15 protein-coding genes and 4 pseudogenes are annotated in these 15,625 nt (G+C 55.4%); 13 read left to right on the top strand and 6 right to left on the bottom strand.

The annotated features are described in order from the left end of the window. The 4 genes and pseudogenes from RHM65_RS09435 (at position 1) to RHM65_RS09420 (ending at position 4,142) form a co-directional block, all read left to right on the top strand. On the top strand, positions 1-813 hold the full coding sequence (locus RHM65_RS09435; protein WP_322166228.1) for a M90 family metallopeptidase: 813 nt from the start codon (positions 1-3) through the stop codon (positions 811-813). A gap of 121 nt (positions 814-934) precedes the next feature. Further along, positions 935-1,462: an inorganic diphosphatase gene (gene ppa / locus RHM65_RS09430; RefSeq protein WP_219062705.1), complete on the top strand. Its 528-nt coding sequence runs from the start codon at positions 935-937 to the stop codon at positions 1,460-1,462. Between the two features lie 215 nt (positions 1,463-1,677). After that, a complete protein-coding gene (locus RHM65_RS09425) occupies positions 1,678-2,397 on the top strand; it encodes a helix-turn-helix transcriptional regulator (protein WP_322166229.1) in 720 nt (239 codons plus the stop codon). 502 nt (positions 2,398-2,899) lie between these two features. Further along, positions 2,900-4,142: pseudogene (locus tag RHM65_RS09420) on the top strand (tyrosine-type recombinase/integrase). Between the two features lie 9 nt (positions 4,143-4,151). Here the strand turns inward: RHM65_RS09420 and RHM65_RS09415 are convergent. The 3 genes and pseudogenes from RHM65_RS09415 to RHM65_RS09410 all read right to left on the bottom strand — a co-directional run. Next, on the bottom strand, positions 4,152-4,427 hold the full coding sequence (locus RHM65_RS09415) for a hypothetical protein (RefSeq protein WP_322166230.1): 276 nt from the start codon (positions 4,425-4,427) through the stop codon (positions 4,152-4,154). Continuing rightward, positions 4,424-4,630: pseudogene (locus RHM65_RS25315) on the bottom strand (integrase); the annotation flags it as partial. The pseudogene RHM65_RS25315 and the gene RHM65_RS09415, both read right to left, overlap by 4 nt. Before the next feature lie 3 nt (positions 4,631-4,633). Continuing rightward, a pseudogene (locus tag RHM65_RS09410) lies at positions 4,634-4,879 on the bottom strand (nuclease); the annotation flags it as partial. 41 nt (positions 4,880-4,920) lie between these two features. Between RHM65_RS09410 and RHM65_RS09405 the strand changes: the two are divergent. From RHM65_RS09405 to RHM65_RS09390, 4 genes are all read left to right on the top strand, one after another. Next, positions 4,921-5,232, top strand: coding sequence for a restriction endonuclease (locus tag RHM65_RS09405; protein ID WP_322185281.1), 312 nt, complete (start codon positions 4,921-4,923; stop codon positions 5,230-5,232). A gap of 63 nt (positions 5,233-5,295) precedes the next feature. Continuing rightward, positions 5,296-5,877 (top strand): DarT ssDNA thymidine ADP-ribosyltransferase family protein, encoded by a 582-nt coding sequence (locus tag RHM65_RS09400; RefSeq protein WP_322166231.1) that lies wholly within the window; start codon positions 5,296-5,298, stop codon positions 5,875-5,877. Next, positions 5,874-6,518 (top strand): DUF4433 domain-containing protein, encoded by a 645-nt coding sequence (locus RHM65_RS09395; RefSeq protein ID WP_322166232.1) that lies wholly within the window; start codon positions 5,874-5,876, stop codon positions 6,516-6,518. The genes RHM65_RS09400 and RHM65_RS09395 overlap by 4 nt, the downstream gene beginning before the upstream one ends. Next, entirely contained in the window at positions 6,515-7,603 is a 1,089-nt protein-coding gene (locus tag RHM65_RS09390; protein WP_322166233.1) for a macro domain-containing protein, read from the top strand. Before RHM65_RS09395 ends, RHM65_RS09390 begins: the two co-directional genes overlap by 4 nt. 655 nt (positions 7,604-8,258) lie before the next feature. Here RHM65_RS09390 and RHM65_RS09385 read toward each other — a convergent pair. Continuing rightward, positions 8,259-8,798: pseudogene (locus RHM65_RS09385) on the bottom strand (DUF1016 N-terminal domain-containing protein); the annotation flags it as partial. A gap of 107 nt (positions 8,799-8,905) precedes the next feature. Continuing rightward, the gene (locus tag RHM65_RS09380; RefSeq protein ID WP_322166234.1) at positions 8,906-9,268 is read right to left on the bottom strand and encodes a helix-turn-helix domain-containing protein; all 363 of its coding nucleotides are present in this window, start codon (positions 9,266-9,268) and stop codon (positions 8,906-8,908) included. A 113-nt stretch (positions 9,269-9,381) separates the two neighbouring features. Here RHM65_RS09380 and RHM65_RS09375 point away from each other — a divergent pair, with 113 nt between their 5' ends. The 5 genes from RHM65_RS09375 (at position 9,382) to RHM65_RS09355 (ending at position 14,598) form a co-directional block, all read left to right on the top strand. After that, the gene (locus RHM65_RS09375) at positions 9,382-10,116 is read left to right on the top strand and encodes an SDR family oxidoreductase (protein ID WP_322166235.1); all 735 of its coding nucleotides are present in this window, start codon (positions 9,382-9,384) and stop codon (positions 10,114-10,116) included. 70 nt (positions 10,117-10,186) lie between these two features. Beyond that, complete coding sequence (locus RHM65_RS09370; RefSeq protein ID WP_322166236.1) at positions 10,187-10,786, top strand: NADPH-dependent F420 reductase; 600 nt, start codon at positions 10,187-10,189, stop codon at positions 10,784-10,786. Positions 10,787-11,272: 486 nt separating this feature from the next. Further along, positions 11,273-11,950 carry a response regulator transcription factor gene (locus tag RHM65_RS09365; protein WP_322166237.1) on the top strand — a complete coding sequence of 226 codons (678 nt, stop codon included), beginning with the start codon at positions 11,273-11,275 and terminating at the stop codon, positions 11,948-11,950. Beyond that, on the top strand, positions 11,928-13,328 hold the full coding sequence (locus RHM65_RS09360; protein ID WP_322184798.1) for a HAMP domain-containing sensor histidine kinase: 1,401 nt from the start codon (positions 11,928-11,930) through the stop codon (positions 13,326-13,328). Before RHM65_RS09365 ends, RHM65_RS09360 begins: the two co-directional genes overlap by 23 nt. 172 nt (positions 13,329-13,500) lie before the next feature. Continuing rightward, a complete protein-coding gene (locus tag RHM65_RS09355) occupies positions 13,501-14,598 on the top strand; it encodes a D-alanyl-D-alanine carboxypeptidase family protein (RefSeq protein ID WP_322184796.1) in 1,098 nt (365 codons plus the stop codon). A 33-nt stretch (positions 14,599-14,631) separates the two neighbouring features. Here RHM65_RS09355 and RHM65_RS09350 read toward each other — a convergent pair whose 3' ends face one another. Further along, complete coding sequence (locus RHM65_RS09350; protein ID WP_322166241.1) at positions 14,632-15,558, bottom strand: LysR substrate-binding domain-containing protein; 927 nt, start codon at positions 15,556-15,558, stop codon at positions 14,632-14,634. Positions 15,559-15,625 lie beyond the last annotated feature (67 nt).

Below are 15,625 nucleotides of genomic sequence, written 5' to 3'. Positions count from 1 at the left end.
ATGTGGTCTCTCAGCGCGTGGCACCGACGCCGGATCATCGACCAGCACCCGGTCAATCCCGAGGTCTGGAATCGCGTGCTGCAGCGGCTGGCGATTCTCGACGGGCTGACCGACGAACAGCATCAGCAGCTGCTTGAAAGCAGCGTGTTGTTCCTGCAAGACAAACACCTGACGGCTTTGCCCGGCGTTGAACTCAATCAAGAGCAGCGCCTGTTTCTCGCCGCTCAGGCACAACTGCCGCTGCTTAACCTTGGCGATCTGAACTGGTACCGGGGTTTTCATGAGTTGGTGCTGTACCCCGGCGACTTCGTTAGCCCGCAACGCCATCGCGATGCCAGCGGCGTTGAACATGAGTGGGATGGCAAGCACAGCGGCGAAGCGTGGTCTCAAGGCCCGGTGATTCTGGCCTGGCCGGGCGTTTTATCCAGCGGCGGTTGGAACGCCTCCAACCTGGTCATCCACGAGCTGGCGCACAAACTCGACATGCTCAACGGATCGGCCGACGGTTTTCCACCGCTGCACGGCGACATGCGCAACAGCGACTGGGCCAGCGCTATGCAAAGCGCCTACGACCACCTCAATCAGCAACTGGACCATCATCCGCACAGCCCACCGGCGATTGATCCGTATGCGGCGGAAAACCCGGCTGAGTTTTTTGCGGTCACCAGTGAATACTTTTTCAGCGGCCCGGATATGCTGTTCAAAGCCTTCCCGGCTGTCTATGAACAGCTAAAAGCCTTCTACCGTCAGGACACCCTTGGCCGCCTGCACCAACTTCGGCGCAATCATCACGCGTACAACAATCACGACTAAAGTCTAGGGTCCAGAGGCCCATTGCCATGCGTGGCAACGGCCGATGAATATGCCTATAATCGCGGCCACTTTTTGATCTTCTGATCAAAGCCTGACTGGTTAACTACGGGGGCAACGCCCAATGAGCTACAGCAAAATTCCGGCTGGCAAAGACCTGCCGAACGACATCTACGTCGCGATCGAAATTCCGGCCAACCACGCGCCGATCAAATACGAAATCGACAAAGAAACCGATTGCCTGTTCGTTGACCGTTTCATGGCCACCCCGATGTTTTACCCGGCCAACTACGGTTTTATTCCGAACACCCTGGCTGACGACGGCGACCCCCTCGACGTGCTGGTCGTGACGCCTTATCCGGTCACCCCGGGTTCGGTCATCCGCGCCCGCCCGGTCGGCATCCTGCACATGACCGACGACGGCGGCGGCGATGCCAAAGTCATCGCAGTCCCGCACGACAAACTGTCTCAACTCTACGTTGACGTCAAAGAGTACACCGACCTGCCTCCTCTGCTGCTTGAGCAAATCAAGCACTTCTTCGAGAACTACAAGGATCTCGAAAAAGGCAAATGGGTGAAGATCGAAGGTTGGGGCGATGCTGAAGCTGCCCGCACTGAAATCATGAAGTCGGTCGCCGCGTTTAAAGGCTGATCAACGACATAAAAAAGCCTCGGTTCTCCTGCCTGGAAGCCGAGGCTTTTTTACACGTGGGATTTAATTGTTTACTCATTAGGAAACACTCCGGGAAACCCCTTACATATCAGTGCGGCAACTGTAGTCCTAGCACTCATAACCTCGTTTGATCCACCTCTCATTTCAACACCTCGTTTATTTAAACAGCCTGTCGACCTCCGTAAACTCGCGTTATGAATACATCAGGTGACCGCTTACGCGCCCTCCTTCGGGAGTGCCATCTCTCTGCGACAGACTTCGCTGCCAACCGCAACGTGACGCCACAGCACGTGAATAATTGGTTCAAGCGCGGCATCCCCATGGCGCGTCTGGGAGAAGTGGCTGAACTATTGACCGTCAACCCGCGATGGCTGCGCTCGGGAGAAGGCCCCAAACATCCCGGCGACACCTTCGACGAGACAAGCATCGCCAACCCTGATGGCGAAGCCCACCACAACGCCGAGGACGTGCAATTGCCGCTCCTTGAGGAAATAGAGGCGGCTCAAGGATTAGGCCAAACCATCGTTGCCGAAGCGCCAGGGCGGAAAATTCGCCTGCCACTACGCACCCTGCAAACCATGAGCATCGAACCCGGCAACGCCGTCTGCGCTCAGATGGTCGGCAACAGCATGGCCGAGAAAATCCAGGCCGGCTCCATCATCGGCATCGACCGCGGCCTGACCCAAATCATCGACGGCGAAATGTACGCCCTCGAACACGACGGCATGCTCCGTGTGAAATACCTTTATCGACTCGCTGGAGGGTCCCTCAGACTGCGCAGCCACAACAGCGGCGAGTACCCCGACGAGGTATTTGCAGCCGAACAAATCCAGCAACAGAATATTCGGGTGCTGGGATGGGTTTTTTGGTGGTCCACATTAAACACTCGCCGACGACCGGTATCGTTTCGGTGAAGATGTTAAACGGTGTGTTGAAAGATGGGTGCGGAAGTCGAGACTCACCGCAAATTGTATGGCTCTGTAAGAGCCAACTTGTTGGCGAAAGGCCGTTATGCAATGGAGCTGATGAATGCCCGTTGAAAGAGGAAAACGCCAATTCAGCCAACCCGATGCACATAAATGCTAGGCATCAACCCTGATCCCCAGTATCATGCGCGCCACGTTTTACTCGAAGCGAACGACCTGTTTGCCTCGCACCTATTCAGTCGCCCCCGCTGCGGAGCGCACATTTGAAGGCGGTTGCGGTTTACCAAAAATGAACCAAACCCGTCCACGAGAAGCCGGCCACAAGCCGGCTTTTTAATGTCTTTTTGAAAGCCACTCTCATCTACTGAAAACCGCGAGAGACTTGCTAGGTCAAGGGTTTCAGCCTATTTTCGTTCCTGTGACTTCCGTTTTGAACCACCCTCTTCCACGGCAAAGTGGGGGAACCGGTGGGGGAACTGAGGGTAGCAAAATGGGCAAGCTGACCGCGAAACAAGTCGAAAATCTGACCGACCCAGGAACCTATGAAGACGGCGATGGATTACGCATGGTCATCAAGGACTCAGGTCGAAAATTTTGGGTGCTGCGCTTCCAGCTACACGGCAAACGGCGAGAGATGGGGTTGGGTGGCTATCCTCAACTCGACCTGAAAAAAGCCCGCGCAGCCGCGTATGAACATAAAGTCCAGATCCTCAACGGCACAGATCCCCTAGCAAAACGACAGGCTGAACAAGCCGCTCAACGGGAAGCTGAACGCCGAGAACTGGCGCAGCTGATTACCTTTGAGAGACTGGCCACCGACTATCGAGATGCCCATGGTTCGAGCTGGTCGGAGAAATGGCGAAAGGGCTGGCTGAGGAAACTCGAGCTCTATGCTTTCCCTACGATAGGGAAGTTGTCAGCCGACCAGGTCGAGAGCAAACACCTGATCAAGGCCCTGCAACCACTTTGGGCAACCAAAACGCGGACGGCTGACGAAGTACGTGGGCAAATCGAACAAATCCTGGATGCCGCCAGAGCCCGAGGTCTCAGGACTGGAGAGAATCCGGCACGCTGGCGCGGCCACCTGGAAAACCTGCTCAGCCGGCATGAGAAGAAGAAAACACGCAAACGCCTGCATCATCCCGCGCTGAATTGGCATGACCTGTCGAAGCTCATGGAAGCCTTGCGTAAGGACACCAGCCACGTTCTGTTGCAGCTCAGTTACTGATCCTAACTGGCGCTCGCTCACACATGGTCCGATTCGCGCGTTGGGATGAATTCAACCTTGAGTCCGGTCGCTGGTCTTTGCCCGACGAACGAATGAAGACCCGCCAGGCTTCGCGATCCCTCTGGCGCCAGAGGTCGTCTCACTACTCAAGAATCTTCCCAAGATCGGCCGCGAAAGCCCTTATGTATTTCCAGGGAGTGGTCGTAGCGGCGTCATGCATGCCAACGGCATTCGTAACCTATTGCACGGGCTCGGTTACGAAAGCATCACTCGCCACGGATTCCGCTCAACGTTCCGCGACTGGGCGGGCGAGCAGACCAGTTTCCCTCGAGAGATTTGTGAACTGTCACTGGCTCATGATCAGCGAGGTGAAACCGAAAGCGCTTACTCACGATCTGACTTCTTCGAAAAGCGTCGAGAGCTGATGATGGTTTGGGCTCAGTACGCTACATCCAAAGGTGGCAGCGATAGTGAGATTATCCGGAACGACGCAGGGACGCGCTAATGATCAAGTTTAGCGGTTGAACTGCCAGGATTTCCCTAAACGAAGAGTGAGCAATTGGATGGTCAGCAGAACGTAATAGCGCGTAGATTCCGCGTGCAGGTTCACGTGGTGCTTTAAAAACCATGCGAGATGCTTTTGCTGCCAAGTCCATGAATTGTCACGTTGCCAGCGCTCAGCTATCGCTGTTTGGATAGCCTTCGCCTGACGGAGGTGACGTTGACGGGTGGTTTGCGACCCGGTCAGGCCGCTCACCAGGAACAGTTCAATACCGAATGGCTTGCTCACGCTCGACCACCAATGTAAGCCGAAACCACGTCAATACGTCCGTGCCCCAGTTCGTGGCTGACTTGTTCTCGAGCCTCTTGATCGAGGCGTTGGTCGAGCTGGTATCACTTGCCTCCGTTAATGGGGGCGGGATGATGGGTAATCTGCTCATAGCGTTCGCACGCATAGGCCGCCCGCAATTCGTGGAAGCCTTTGAGGTTGTTCGCTTCACGGGGAGTGCGATCTCGCTTGAGTTCAATCAGCACCAAATTTCCGTCAGGAGCAATCGCCAATAGATCGATGCGGCCGCCCATGCCTGTGTTTTCTTGTCTGCCTATCAGCATCCACTCATCCGAGAGAATGCTTGGGGAGCTGATGATCATCTCTTCCAGCAGCTGCTCGCTGGCCAATCGACTTTGGCGCAGCTTGTTCGGTGCAAGGCCGACGGTCCAGACGTCCGTTTTGATAGGCAAGTTGTGAGTCCTTGGGAATTTTCATCGGCGAAATTGAAAACATGGTGATTGCTGCCTTGGTGATTGGTCAAGGCGGCCCTGGTGACGCCGGTATCGACGGTATTATGTCGATCGACAAGCTGGGGCTTGGGAAGTTCTACGTTCAGGCCAAGCGCTGGCGAATCATGAGGTGGTCACGACACCACAATTGTTGCGATTACTTGCACTGGATCGTGATTACTTTGACGAAGAGTGAAACGTGCATTTTCTGGCGAACAGGCGAATCTCACATCGCATTTGCGGATCCGAATAGTGGCACAATACAGTCACAGGGAATGTTTTACCAACCCCTACTGAATGAAGGTTGCCGTTAGCTAACTCGGAAAAACGTAGGGCTGAAGCCTGCTCAGATAGGTGCATAGGTCACGGAGACCAACATGCCGGACGTCAGAAACATCAAGGAACAAAAGCTTCTCTACCACCTCACCTCGGTTGAAAACCTCAATGGCATTTTTCAGGAAGGCTTGAAACCTCGCGCCGACCTCACCGTCTTCGCAGACGTAGCAGACAGTGAAATTCTGAAGAAGCGCCAAGCCCTCGAGCTTAACCGCTATGTGCCCTTTCATTGGTTTGCTGCAAATCCTTTTGATGGAAGCGTGCAGATCAACAGACCGAAATCAAAATTTGTACTGATCTCGGTGTACCAATCATTTGCAAAACAAAACGGTTGGAAGGTCATTCCTCGCCACCCACTGGCAAACGATGAAATTCAGCTACTTGACTACGACAAAGGCTTCGAAACCATCAGATGGGAGGTCATGAGTACTCGGGACTATCAGGACTCCGATTGCAAAAGCATCTGCATGGCAGAATGCCTCGCGCCTGGTATCGTCGCGCCGAAAGACTTTTCTATGCTTTTTGTCCCAAATTCTGAGGTCGAGAGGCTCTGCACGGAAAAAATGCGCGAGGCAGGTGTTAAGGTACGTCTCACCGTGAATCCGGGGATGTTTCGTAAATGATCTACAGCAGACTGAATCCAGAGAAGGCTCTGATTTGGCGTATCGTCCATCGCGATAACCTGCCTTGGATTCTGGACAACGGTCTGCACTGCGCAAATTCGGACGTGCAGGCACCGCAGTACGTGAACATTGGCAACACTGACTTGATAGACAAGCGCCGATCCCGACACGTACCGATAGCACCGGGGAGGGTACTGGCCGACTACGTACCCTTCTATTTCACCCCCTTCTCTGTGATGATGAAAAACATTCATTCTGGGTGGAGTGTTCAGCAGCGCAGCAACGACGAGATCGTAATTCTGGTCTCCAGCCTGTACCGCGTCGAACAGCTTGGCCTACCGTTCGTCTTCACAAACGCACATGCCTACCCGGATTGGACAAACTATTACAGTGATCTGGCGAATCTTGGCGAGATCGATTGGCCGATCCTTCAGCGGCGTGACTTCAAACGTGATCCTGATGACCCTCGAAAGATGGAGCGTTATCAGGCCGAAGCGCTGATTCACCATCACCTACCGATTACAGGACTCCTTGGCATCATGTGCTACACCGATGCGATGAAAGAACGCATAGAGCAGGACGTCGCCGCTAGAGGTCTGAGGTTGTCTGTTCATGCGCGTCCGGGATGGTATTTCCAATGATCAGATTTACCCAAGGTAACCTTCTGGAAGCCAAGACCGAAGCCCTCGTCAACACAGTGAATACCGTTGGCGTGATGGGTAAAGGTATCGCGCTGATGTTCAAAGAGCGCTTCGCGGAGAATTACCGTCTGTACTCAGCTGCCTGCAAGGCTGGTGAAGTGGAGACAGGCAAAGTTCACGTGACTGCAGTCAACGAACTGGAAGGCCCCCGCTGGATCGTAAACTTCCCTACCAAACGTCACTGGCGATCACCTTCGCAGATGGCTTGGGTGACGGAAGGCTTGCATGATCTGCGCCGTTTTTTGATTGAAAATCAGGTCAAGTCTGTGGCCGTCCCACCGCTGGGCGCCGGTAACGGTGGCTTGAAATGGCCTGAAGTCCGCGAGCAGATTATTGCTGTGTTGAGTGATTTGGATTTGGATGTCTTAGTGTTCGAACCTTCCAGCCAGTATCTGAATGTCGCCAAACGTAGCGGAGTGGAAAAGCTCACGCCTGCTCGCGCGCTCATTGCCGAATTGGTTCGACGCTATTGGGTTTTAGGTATGGAATGCAGCCTGCTTGAGATTCAGAAGCTGGCCTGGTTCCTGGAGCGCGCCATAGAAAAGCTGCCGGACACCGAGAACCCTTTGAACCTTAAGTTCAAAGCTCATAAATACGGTCCGTATGCCAATCGATTGGAGCATCTGCTCAATAATCTTGATGGCAGCTATCTGCATTGCGACAAACGCATCAGTGATGCAGGAATCAATGATGTGATCTGGTTTGACGAAGAGCGTAAATCCTTTCTGCAAACCTATCTCAAAACAGAAGCCAAGGAATATTCCCGAGCGTTGGAGCGCACCGTCGAGTTGATCGATGGCTTTGAGTCGCCCTTTGGCATGGAGTTATTGGCAACGGTTGATTGGTTGCTGAGCCAGGGAGGGGTTTCCCCGACTGTCTCGGCTGTGCGCGAAGCGTTGAGGCATTGGGATGGGGGAGCCGCTGCTGCCTCTCGCAAAAGCAAGCTGTTTGACGATCAGGCGCTTGATATTGCGCTGAAACGCCTTACCTCCAGTAGTTTCAGGCCTGAGATGGCTACCTGCTAGGGGATGTCAGCTTTTTGTGCAGACTGGAAACAGTCTGCACAAGGGTCTTGTTTCAGCTGCTGTAGCCTACAAGCATAAATTCGTACGATTCTAAGAAACGGATAGGCACTGAACAACTCAAAGTACCCGATATTTTTCCGATGACAGTTCAATGCAAAACGGAAAGAAAATACGGAACAAACCCTGCTAAAAAAGCCGGTCTTTTGCCGGTAAAAAATCAGGTAAAAATCAGGTAAAAATCGCAAAAAATGGGGGAACTGAAGGCTTTACAAAAACGATAATTTATTTATTTTCAAATACTTATATCGATAAAAAGCTAACTACAAGCCGGCTTTTTAATGTCTGTTGGAAACTGGATGGGCGTAGGACAAACCCTTTACCAGTGACTTGGCTGGCGCCCATCGAGCAACTTGATCAAACCTGATTTCCGGCAACCTAGGCATTACATTTGCCGACGATGCAAACACATTACATATCGAGTCGCTGCTCAAGATTGCGACCACCCTGCAACTATCTGTTCCGCAATCGATAGGTCTCCCTTTGGATCATTGCGAGTCGTCATCCATGAATGCGTCATCACCTGCCAGCTCGCGCTCGATCTGCTCGATGCTGGGCAGGCTGGTTTGCAGCTCTGCCGGAAGGAACTCCACCAATTATGTTTGACCAGAGCGTTTTCGATTTCACGCTCCTGCGCATCGAGGGTCAGGCCAAGGAAGTCGAAGCGATAAGGGTCTTTCAGGGACTCCCGGGCCAAGTCGGACTGCGGTTTGGGCAGGTGACTGTCGAAGTTACTGATAGCTTTACCGCTGCGCTCCAGAAGACGAGCCTCGATCTGCATCACCAAAATGTTGCGCGACCAGTTGTGCTCGATTGCCTTAGCGGCATACCAGCGACGGGTTTCGGGGCCTGGCAGTTTATCAAGTAGCACCAGATTGTGACCCCAAGGTAATTGTGCAGCAGCCTGTTGCACAAAATCCGTGTCCGGCCACGCCTCGGCAAAGGCGCGCATGTACTTGAGGTTGCGTGGCGAGAACCCTTTCATAGCGGGAAACGCTACTCGCAAATCATGCGCCAAGCGGTCGATGACCTTTGCACCCCAGCCCTGCTGTGTTTGCCGGATCAATATATCGTGACCAATTTGCCAGTAGAGCAGCACTAGCTCGCGATTCACAGCCAGTGCGGCGCGCTGCTGAGCACCAAAGCGCCAAAATCACCCATCCTGACAGTCTTATCGGAAGCGTTCGACCTACCGCCCAGCATACGCATACGCAGGATCATCCGACTCAGCAGTTCTTCAGCATCCTAGGGCAACGCGTCGCGCTTGGCGAAGATGCTTGCCATTTCCGTCGCGTTTTCGGTTCCCCAACTGCACAGCGGGACAATCGCGTCGGCCAGGCTGCGACCGAGCGGGGTCAGCGCGTAGTCCACCCGGGGCGGCACCTCTTTGTAGTCGGTCCGTGTTAGCACGCGATCGGCCTCCAGATCCTTCAATTGCTGGATCAGCACTTTGTCGCTGACGCCTTGGACCAAGCGTTTGAGCTCGCCGTAGCGTTTCGGGCCGTCGCGCAGAAAAAACAGGACCAGCGGTTTCCACTTGCCCGAGATGATGCGCAGCGTGGCGTTCAGCCCGCAGCCGGTGTCGCAGATTTCAGAAAGTTTCGTCATTTTTTGGTACTTACCTAAAAGTGCATACTTGTCCTTAAGTTATCAGGATTGCATCCTTGGCCTCAAGCAATCAGTTCTCTGCTTGCGTAAAACTCTTAGGAAGGATGCACATCATGACCAGACTGAATGGAAAGACCGCCGTGATCACCGGTGGCGCTACCGGCATCGGCCGCGCCGCAGCAAAGCGTTTCATTGAGGAGGGAGCGTTCGTCTTCATCTTCGGCCGCCGGCAGGAAGCGCTCGATGCCGCTGTCGCCGACCTCGGGCCCAATGCCCGCGCAGTGAAGGGCTCCGTCTCGGATGAGGCCGACCTCGACCGACTCTACGCAGCGGTGAAAGCCGAGCGCGGCACCCTCGACATCGTTTTCGCCAATGCAGGGGTGGGAAGCCAGCTTGCGCTAGGCAAGATCACCGCCGAGCACATTGACGAAACCTTCGATACCAATGTGAAGGGTACGATCTTCACGGTCCAGAAGGCGCTGCCGCTGATGGGCCGGGGCGGTTCGATCATCCTGACCGGATCAAGCGCCGGCACCACGGGCGCCCCAGCTTTCACCGCCTACAGCGCGAGCAAGGCAGCCGTGCGTAACCTCGCGCGGACTTGGGCGGAGGACCTTAAAGGCACCGGCATCCGGGTAAACGTGCTGTCGCCTGGCGCGGTGGCCACCGAACTTGCGAAGGCAGCGCTGGGCGACGAGGGCCTGAAGGCCTACGGCTCGATGACTGCTCTCCAGCACATGGGCGATCCGGCGGAAGTCGGGGCGGCAGCTGCCTTTCTCGCGTCGGATGACAGCAGCTTCATGACCGCCAGCGAAGTCGCCGTCGACGGCGGCCTGGCCCAACTCTGACGCTACGCCCTCCGGCGCTCCATTCGATTATTCGGAGCGCCGTAGGGCTCGGTAAACTGAAGGAAAATATATGAGCTACGCAATTATCGGCTTCGGCAGTATAGGCCAAGCCCTGGCCAAAGCGTTCGCCCGCAACAGCATCGAAGTATCCGTTGCCACCACCCGCGACCCGGAAAGCTTCGCACCCGCCGCGGCCGCGATCGGACCCACGATCATTCCCAAAACACTGGCGGAAGCCGTCAAGGCGGACATCGTCTTTTTGGCCGTCCGTTTTGAGTCGCACCCGGATGTCGCGAAGGTACTGCCCAGTTGGCAGGGCAAGACCATCATCGATGTAACCAATGCCTACGGCGTGCCCCCTGAGGAACTGGGAGGACAACCTTCTTCCAAGTTCGTCGCGCAGGCCTTTACGGGTGCAAGACTGGTTAAGGGCTTCAACCATTTGGGCGCTTCCGTCCTTGACCAAGACCCGGCCGTACAGGGCGGCAGGAGAGTCGTATTCCTGGCGAGCGACGATGACGGCGCCGCAGCGGAAATTAGTGCGCTTGCGGAAAGTCTCGGCTTCTCGCCGATCAAACTTGGCGGGCTTTCGGACGGTGGACTGCTTGTGCAGGCGCGCGGAAATAGCTGGGGTCAACTGATCTTTAAAGACTTGATCAAGTTCGACTGATGAATCGCGATCGCACACTTCAATGCGATCCTGCCTCGGGGACAGAGGGCAGCCACCCGCATCAAGCCAACTAAGCCCCCTGCCCCCTAGCACCCGACACAACAGGAATCACCCGCGACATCTGCCCTTTCACCGGCCCCTGCACCGTCAACTTCACACCTCTGTTTTTTTCGTAGTCAGGGGCGATGGCGTGCATTGTATTCATGAAGCCACTTGAGCTGAGCAGCTTCAGCGGCGCTGGGGCAGTTTTTGGTGCATCGGCAGCGTGACTCACGCAAGGAATCAAAAGGGCACAGGACAGTAACAAGGGTTTGAATAAACGGCTCACGGCAGGTATTTCCTCGTTGGAAAAGCCGTCACGCTAGCTCAGCACTCTTCTCCCACAGCGTGAACCCGCGTTAAGAAAAATTTAGTTTACCGGGTCGACTTACCCGCCAGACGTGTTCCTGCCTTAGAATAAATACCGCTTTTCGCCTGGAGATTCGAATGAATCGTGCATTGGTCATCGAGGATGACGAAGTCACGGCACAGGCCATTATTGCTGAGCTGGCGGCTCACGGTTTCAGTACACAGTGGGCCGACAACGGCCGCGAAGGTCTTGCGATGGCTATTGCCGGTGGCTACGAAGTCATCACGCTGGACCGCATGCTGCCCGACTTCGATGGTCTGACCATCGTCAGTACGCTGCGCCAGTTGGCAATCCAAACCCCCGTCTTGATGATCAGCGCCTTATCGGACGTCGATGAACGCGTGCGCGGTCTGCGCTCCGGTGGCGATGACTACCTCACCAAACCGTTTTCAATGGTAGAAATGATCGCGCGCCTTGAAGTTCTGTTGCGTAATCCTACCCCCGGCAATGCCGATCGCTGTCTGAATTTCGGCTGCTTGCGCGTCGATTTGATTGAACAGACGGCGACGCTAAACGGCGATGCAGTCGCCCTCCTCCCCACCGAGTTCAAGCTTCTGAGATACCTGATGCGTAACGCCGGGCAATTGGTCACTCGTACCATGTTGTTTCAGGAAGTTTGGGGCTACCACTTCGATCCCGGCACCAACATCATCGACGTCCACATCGGTCGGTTGCGCAAAAAAATAGAAGGTGCAGCCGCACCGGCCATTCAGACGATACGTGGGTCAGGTTATGTTCTGGTCGAAAAAAGCTGACCGTTGGCGTTCAAGCAACAGCCGTCTGATCGGCCTATATGCGCTGTTTTTTGTAGCGTGGGGCGCGGTATTTACCGGTGTGCTGTATTGGGAAATCTCCCGCTATTTGGGCACGGTGGCCGAGCGCACCCTGATGCAACGGGCGCACTACTATCAGAAGGTGGACGACGCCACGCTGGTAACTGAATTGGCAGGCAGCGAGGTGTATTCCATACCCGGAATCGACGCCTACGGCCTATTCGAAGCCGATGGCAAACACCTCACAGGGGACTTGCTCAAGCTGCGTTTGAACCTCCCGGACGACGGCCAAGTGCATTATCTGGAACGTGGTTTAAGCATTGCTTTACCCAGCGAGGAAACCCGCAGCAGTTATGCGTTCAGATTAAACCGGCCCGATGGCCGAATCCTGATTCTGTCCCGTGATGGGGGCTCGATTTCTGCGGTGGGCGGCATCATCGGACAAGCTTTGTTCTGGGGGCTATCACTGACGCTTATCCCCGGTTTGGTAGGCTGGCGCCTGTTGCGCAGGCGACCCATTCGCCGCGTGGAGCGGCTGCAGCGCAGCACCGAAAGCATCGTCTCGGGCAACCTGCGTGAGCGCCTGCCACTGTCTGCTCGCCGCGATGAACTCGACATGCTCGCGAACGCCGTGAACACCATGCTTGAGCACATCGAGCAACTGATGCTGGAGGTCAAAAGCGTGTGCGACGGTATCGCTCATGACCTGCGAACCCCGCTGACCCGCCTTCGCGCGCGACTCTACCAACTGCAAAAACTACCATTGCAACCGGCCCATGCCGACACGCTTAATCTGGCATTGGAAGAGAGCGAGTCGATCATGTTGCGGTTTCAGGGTCTGCTGCGTATCTCGGAGCTGGAGGACACCCGACGGCGTTCGGCCTTCGGCTCGTTTCAGCCCGAAGCGCTGCTGCAACAAGCGCATGAGTTCTATGAGCCACTGGCTCAAGGAAAGGGTCAGCAATTGATCCTGCAAATAAGCGGGCACTATCCGACGCTACGAGGTGATGTGTCGCTCCTGTTCGAGGCGCTGGTGAACCTCATGGATAACGCGATCAAGTTCACTCAGGCGGGAGGCGAAATACACCTGATCTGTCAGCGAAGAGAGCACAGCCTGAGCATCGAAGTGCTGGACAACGGTCCTGGCATCCCGGCCGCCGAACGCAACAGTGTCACGCGACGCCTCTATCGCGGCGACGCAACGCGACAGCAACCGGGCAACGGACTTGGCTTGTCGCTGGTCGCCGCCATCGCGCGGCTGCATGGATTTGGCTTGAGCATCGAAGAAGGCAATCAGGGTCGAGGCACTCGGATTGTCCTTGATTGCCCGCTACGCGACCCTCAAAACGAGCGTTCTTAAACAATTCTTAACCCTGCTTAATTTGAGCGGGTTAGACAGCTCGCCTAGGTTGACGGACCTTCCGTCGACCCAAGGCTATATGTTTGTGAAACGCCCGATACTGCAGCTCGTTCTGACACTTGTTTGCGCTCATTGGATACCGGCGTTTGCCGCACCTGTTCCCTCAGGACCAATGACCCCTTCACCGCCCCAGTTGAACGCCAAGTCCTGGGTGCTCATGGATGCCGCCAGCGGTAACATCATTACCAGCCACGACCCGCAAGAGCGCCTGCCGCCTGCCAGCCTGACCAAGCTGATGACGGTGTACGTGGCCACCAACGAGATCCAGGCAAACCGCCTGAAAGCCGATGATGTGGTGACCATCAGTGAGAACGCCTGGCGCACGGGTGGCTCACGCATGTTCCTTGATCCGCGCAGCCAAGTGCCGGTACATGATCTGCTGCGCGGCATTGTGATTGATTCTGGCAACGACGCCAGCGTTGCCCTGTCGGAACATATCGCTGGAAGTGAAGAAAGCTTTGCCGGGTTAATGAATGCCACGGCCAAACGACTGGGGCTGGAAGATACCCACTTCATGAATCCTACTGGTCTTCCTGTGCCAGATCACTATTCGTCAGCCCAAGACATGGCGAAACTCGCGCGGGCGATCATCACCGATGAGTCGGCCTACTACTCGCTGTACAAAAACAAGTACTTCACCTGGAACGGCATCCGCCAACCCAATCGAAATCTGTTGTTATGGCGCGACAGCTCAGTTGATGGCTTGAAGACCGGCCACACCGATGCCGCTGGTTACTGCATGGTCACCTCCGCAGTGCGAGACGGTCGCCGCTTGATCACCGCCGTTTTTGGCTCCACCTCCATGCGCAACCGTGCCAACGACGCGGAAAAACTGCTGACCTATGGATTTCGATTTTTCGATACCCAGACGTACGCGAAGGCCGCTCAAGTGTTAGAAAGCCCCCTGGTCTGGAAAGGTGAACACCGCACATTGCCGGTGGGACTACTGGACGATATTTCGCTGACGTTGCCGAAGAGCCGAGATCGAAAAATCGAAACCCATATACACATCGACAAACGGCTCGTAGCACCAATCGAAATGGGCGCCGTCGTCGGTAGTGTGGAGCTCTTTGACGGTGATCAAAAGCTAGCAACTCGGCCCTTGATTGCCCTCCAATCCGAAGCATCCGGGCCTTGGTGGTCAAGCACGTGGGACACGTTGCGGTTATTCATCCTCGACCTGTTGGGTATTGTGGTTCCGACAGAATGAGTGCAACCGCTCCATAGACCGCAGAGGCGGGCCTTACGTAGCCAATCGCACCAATTCATCTATCAACAACTGCCCTGGCACACTCACTGGCACGCCTTGGCGGGTGACGATCTCGTAAGGCTCGCTGTACGACTTCAACGCCAGCGGCAGTTGGCTCAGCATGCCGTATTCCAACGCCATGCGAGCAACGTCGTCCGGCATGACGGCTATCAGTCCCTGGTCCTTCAAGAGCAGGGACAGGGTGGTGAAGGTCGAAGACGTTTCGATCGGATAAACCGGAAAACTCAGTCCGGCCTCTCTGAACTCGCGTTCGAGGGTCAGGCGCATGGGCATGTTTACAGGGAACACGACCCAACGTGAGCTGGCGATGTCACTCAGCTTGAGGTGCTTTTGCCGGGTAAACGGATTGGCCGGATTGGCCACCAGCACCAGCGCTTCATGTTCTTTGGATTGGGTGTCGTAGGCCGACGGTCTGCGGCTTACGCTGGTTCGACAAATGACCACATCGAGACGGCCCTGATCGAGCAAGCTCAGCAAGCGGGCGCTGGTGTCTTCAACAATGGAGACTGACAGTTCAGGCTGCTTGATCCGTAAACGCGCCAAGCCATCAACGAGCATCGGCACCGCGCCCATGATCGCCCCTACCGACAGCCGCCCGCCGTGACCCTGCATGATGCCGAGCATTTCTTCGCGCAGGTGCGCGACGTCCGTGTGGATCAATCGCGCATAACGCACTACGCACCGGCCCAGATCATTGGCATCAAGGCCTTTGCTGGTGCGCTCGAATAATGAAGTACCGAATGTCGACTCGATCTCCTGAAGCGCCTTGGTCGCACCCGGCTGAGTGATGGCCATGGCATCGGCGGCCCTGTGAATTGAACCCAGCTCATCAATGCTGATCAGCAAGCGCAGCTGTTTCAGACGTAATCGCGAGGCGATGATGTTCAGTGAGGGCAACATAGGGGATCACCAAAAGTTATCACTTGGTTAACAGCTGTCATTAGGCAGCATTGGCCTGGGAATTTAA

The organism is Pseudomonas sp. CCI4.2 (assembly GCF_034350045.1).
Classification (GTDB): domain Bacteria; phylum Pseudomonadota; class Gammaproteobacteria; order Pseudomonadales; family Pseudomonadaceae; genus Aquipseudomonas.
The sequence above is the reverse complement of the archived record's forward strand: the minus strand, read 5'-3'. Positions and strand labels throughout refer to the sequence as shown.